We start from the raw sequence: 255 nt of genomic DNA on the forward strand, positions 1-255 counted from the left end.
CCCGAAGCGGCTGGTTATACCTGGCCGTGGTGCTGGACTTGTTCTCACGCAAGATAGTCGGCTGGTCCATGGCCCCGAACATGCCGGCTGAGCTGGTGTGTAGTGCAATGCAGCTGGCGATTGCTCAGCGTCAACCACCACCGGGTCTGGTCGCCCACTCGGATCGTGGCAGCCAATACGCGAGCGCAAGCTACAGAGCGCTGTTGGCAAGAAATGAAATGCAGCAAAGCATGAGCCGTAAAGGTAATTGCTGGG

General features: G+C 58.4%; 1 protein-coding gene. It reads left to right on the plus strand.

The annotated features are described in order from the left end of the window. Positions 1-255, plus strand: a 255-nt coding sequence (locus AACY49_RS31575; RefSeq protein WP_339528292.1) for a DDE-type integrase/transposase/recombinase, incomplete at both ends; no start/stop codon positions are given.

It is taken from the genome of Pseudomonas sp. EL_65y_Pfl2_R96, from assembly GCF_963970905.1.
Lineage (GTDB): Bacteria > Pseudomonadota > Gammaproteobacteria > Pseudomonadales > Pseudomonadaceae > Aquipseudomonas.